Genomic DNA, 2,792 nt, shown 5'->3' with positions numbered 1-2,792 from the left:
ACACGGCGCTGGCGAAGTCCGCCGATGGCGTGCTGACCTTCCAGCCGGAAAACGGCGCGGCCTTTTCGGTGCGGCCGAAGCTGGTGGTCAATGCCGCCGGTCCATGGATCGACGATGTCAACGATTCGCTAGGCGCGCCGTCGAAGATGATCGGCGGCACCAAGGGCTCGCACATCCTGTTGAAGCACGACGAGCTGGTCAAAAGCCTGGCCGGACGCATGCTGTATTTCGAAGCCGATGACGGCCGCATCTGCCTTGTCTACGACTATCTCGGCCTGGCGCTGGTCGGCTCCACCGACATCAAGGCCGACAACCCCGACGCGGTGCGCTGCGAACCTGACGAAGTCGAGTACCTGCTCGACAGCGTACGGACGCTGCTGCCGGGGATGGCGTTCGAGCGCGACCAGATCGTCTATGCCTATAGCGGCATCCGGCCGCTGCCGGCCTCGGATGCATCGGTGCCCGGCTTGATCAGCCGTGACCACTCGGCGCCCGTCGCCGAGCCGGATCGGAACAGACCTTTCGCAGTCATCTCGCTGATCGGCGGCAAGTGGACGACCTTTCGCGGCTTCGCCGAGGAAGTCGCCGACACCGTGCTCGGCCGCCTGCAGCGCAGCCGCAAGGTGACGACGCAGACCATGCCGATCGGCGGCGGCAGGGATTTCCCGGCTGATGCTGCAGCGCGAGCAAGTTGGCTGGCTCTGGCTCACTCGGAGACGGGCGCTGGAGAACGGCGTCTCGAGGCGCTGCTGTCGCGATATGGCACCAGAGCCACGCAGATCGCCACACATGAGCCGGATGATGAGGGCCGACTGCCGGATTCAGAAAGCTACAGCCGATCGGAAATTGACTACATCGTCCGCACCGAGTTCGTCGAACATCTGGCCGATATCGTCATGCGCCGCAGCACCCTGGCGATATCAGGGTCACTGACGGGCCGGGATCTGCAGGAGATTGCGACGATTGCCGGACGGGCGCTGGGCTGGAGCGCCGGGCGCCTCGCAGAGGAAGTCGAGGCCGCCGCCCTGGAACTCGAGGACCGGAACCTGATGCGGCTGGGCTGATCATTCCGTCGCCGATGCTCTTTCCCAAGGCAATCCGGTCGGTTTGCCTAAGGATGCGCCGCATCCCCAATCGCTCAACTCACAGGTGGATTGGGATTTTGCCGATGTCAGATATTATTATGGAGAAACAGCTAGTTAGAAAAAAATTAGATAGCCGATGGCTGTGCAATTCTACTGGCTCAGGCACGAAATAACACAGATTGACGTTAAATTAACATAGCCGTATGATCGAGTAACATGCTCACCTCCTAATAGGTCGATGTTGCCCGCCGAAATGCCGGCAGACCGGCGTTTCGGGAAGGGCGAGACCTGTGAATTCCCCATATGTGCATGCGCCAAATCCGGCGAGGGATTGACAGCGATGCAGGGATGTGAAAATTTTTGCACACAAAGATAATAATATCATCTCAGGGAGGAGATGTCTTGAAATCCGGCGGAGCCACTAACCGCGATCATGAGTCCAGCCTCGCCACCCGCGCGGCCTGGCTTCACTATGCCGGGGGTCTGACGCAGGCCCAGGTGGCCAAGCGGCTCGGCCTGACCAGCCTCAAGGCGCATCGGCTCATCACCCGGGCCACCCAGGATGGCCTTGTCAGGGTGATCATCGACGGCGATGTCGGCGAATGCATCGACCTCGAGCAGCAGCTGATCACTGCTTACGGGCTCGACTACTGCGAGGTTGTTCCTGATCTCGATCAGGACGAGCTGCCGCTGAAGGCGCTTGGGATCGCCGGCGCTCAGTTTCTGAAACGAGAGATCGATCGCGGCGAGGACATGCTGATCGGCGTCGGCCATGGCCGTACCCTTGCCGCAAGCGTCGAGTATCTGACGCGCACCGCCGCTGCCCATATCCGTTTCGTCTCGCTGCTTGGCGGCGTGACGCGCAAATTCGCGGCCAACCCGCACGATGTCATGCATCGGCTGGCCGAGCGGACCGGCGCGCAGGCTTATGTGATGCCGGTGCCTTTCGTCGCCAACACCGCCGAGGACCGTGAAGTGCTGCTTGGTCAGCGCGGCATTAGCGATGTCTTCGACCTCGCAAGCCGGTCCGACCTGATGTTCGTCGGCATAGGGACCGCCGAGCGGGAAGCTTCGTTGGTCGCTACCGGCATGATCGAACATTCCGAAATCGATGAGGTGAAACGCGATGGCGGCGTCGGCGAGCTGCTCGCCCACTTCTTCGACGACAAGGGGCGCCCGGTGGAAACGGCGCTGTCGGACAGAATTCTCGCGCTTCCGCGGGACCAGTTGAAGGGCCGCCGGATCGTCGCCGTCGCCGGCGGCAAGATCAAAGTGCGTGCCATCAAAGCGGTGCTCGAAAGCCGCTATCTGAGCGGCCTGATCACCGACGAGTCCACCGCTCGTGCCCTTGTCGAACAGAACAAACCCAATGGCGCGAAGCGCCATGTGAACGGAGGATCGTCAAATGCGTGACAAGCGCGGATCAGCCTTGCTGGCGGTTGCGTCATGAGCGCGAAAGCCGCCACCGCATCGACCAGGCCGGCTTCGCCCGCCCTGCGTCGGGCACTTGCCGGCGCCGCGGTTGTCGTCCTGCTCGGCGCCATGGCGCTCGACACCAAGGTGGTCAGGATCGGCTCTGCCGGCGATGTCCGCAGCGCCGTCTTTTCCGCCGCTGACTACGGCAAGTCGGAGTTTCCCAAGGTGCAGGCCGATGTCGAGGCACGCGCCGCCGACGCGGTGACGGTGGCTGCTGCTATCGCCAAGGAC

Annotated in this window: 2 protein-coding genes and 1 pseudogene; all 3 read left to right on the top strand. The window is 62.5% G+C overall.

Going from position 1 to position 2,792, the window contains the following annotated elements:
- On the top strand, nucleotides 1–1,064 hold a 1,064-nt coding region (locus tag EN964_RS30940; protein ID WP_127277163.1), incomplete at its 5' end, for an FAD-dependent oxidoreductase.
- A gap of 423 nt (nucleotides 1,065–1,487) precedes the next feature.
- A complete protein-coding gene (locus tag EN964_RS30935) occupies nucleotides 1,488–2,498 on the top strand; it encodes a sugar-binding transcriptional regulator (protein WP_127269800.1) in 1,011 nt (336 codons plus the stop codon).
- A 33-nt stretch (nucleotides 2,499–2,531) separates the two neighbouring features.
- A pseudogene (locus EN964_RS30930) lies at nucleotides 2,532–2,792 on the top strand (DUF2291 family protein); the annotation flags it as partial.

The organism is Mesorhizobium sp. M7A.F.Ca.CA.001.10.2.1 (genome assembly GCF_003998575.1).
In the GTDB taxonomy this organism is placed as follows: Bacteria; Pseudomonadota; Alphaproteobacteria; order Rhizobiales; family Rhizobiaceae; genus Mesorhizobium.
This window is presented reverse-complemented; position numbering and strand designations above follow the sequence as displayed.